Annotated in this window: 2 protein-coding genes; both read left to right on the forward strand. The window is 45.4% G+C overall.

Features of this window, described 5'->3' with window-relative positions; genetic code table 11:
- Nucleotides 1-164: TSUP family transporter (locus R7Q47_RS26605; protein ID WP_411912893.1), on the forward strand; the 164-nt coding region annotated here is incomplete at its 5' end.
- 88 nt (nt 165-252) lie between these two features.
- Nucleotides 253-1033, forward strand: a 781-nt coding sequence (gene lgt / locus R7Q47_RS26610) for a prolipoprotein diacylglyceryl transferase (protein ID WP_318090315.1), incomplete at its 3' end; no start/stop codon positions are given.

Here is a 1033-nt window from a genome sequence, read left to right on the forward strand (position 1 = left end):
ACAGTATTGGTTATGTTTATCTTCCTGCGTTACTTGCGATTGCGATGACTTCGATGTTGACCACGAAAGTGGGGGCGAAGCTCGCGACCAATCTTCCTACTGCGGTATTAAAGAAAATATTCGCAATATTCTTGATGTTTGTTGCAGCAACAATGCTGCTGTAAGTTTATTCCCAAGTTATTCACGCTGAACCGATCATTTGAGGTGACTTGTGTATATTGGTTTTATTTGTAAATAAGAAGAGAATGATTTATGTCTCAGGGATACCTTCAATTTCCCAATATTGATCCGGTTTTAGTCTCTATTGGTCCTGTTTCAATTCGTTGGTACGGTTTGATGTACCTCGTCGGTTTCATGTTTGCATTGTGGTTGGCGAACCGCCGTGCTGACAAACCAGGCAGCGGCTGGACTCGAGAGCAAGTCTCTGATCTACTTTTCGCGGGCTTCTTAGGGGTCGTCATCGGTGGTCGCGTCGGTTACGTTATCTTCTATAACTTTGAACTGTTTTTAGATGATCCTTTGTATCTCTTCAAAGTTTGGACTGGCGGTATGTCGTTCCACGGTGGTTTGTTGGGTGTGATTACGGCAATGTTCTGGTATGCACACAAGAACGGTCGTACCTTCTTCGGCGTTGCTGACTTTGTTGCGCCTCTTGTGCCATTTGGCTTGGGTATGGGCCGTATGGGTAACTTCATGAACAGCGAGCTTTGGGGGCGTGTAACAGATGTGCCTTGGGCTATCGTTTTCCCAAATGGCGGGCCTTTACCACGTCACCCATCGCAACTGTATGAAATGCTGTTAGAAGGCGTAGTGCTGTTTTTCATCTTGAACTGGTTCATCAAAAAGCCTCGCCCATTGGGTTCGGTATCAGGGCTATTTTTAGCTGGATATGGTACATTCCGCTTCTTAGTCGAGTTTGTTCGCGAACCGGATGCTCAGCTTGGTCTATTTGGTGGTTATATTTCGATGGGACAAATTCTATCAACGCCAATGATCGTGTTGGGTATTCTGATGATGGTTTGGGCTTACAAAC

Source organism: Vibrio sp. Vb0349 (genome assembly GCF_033338975.1).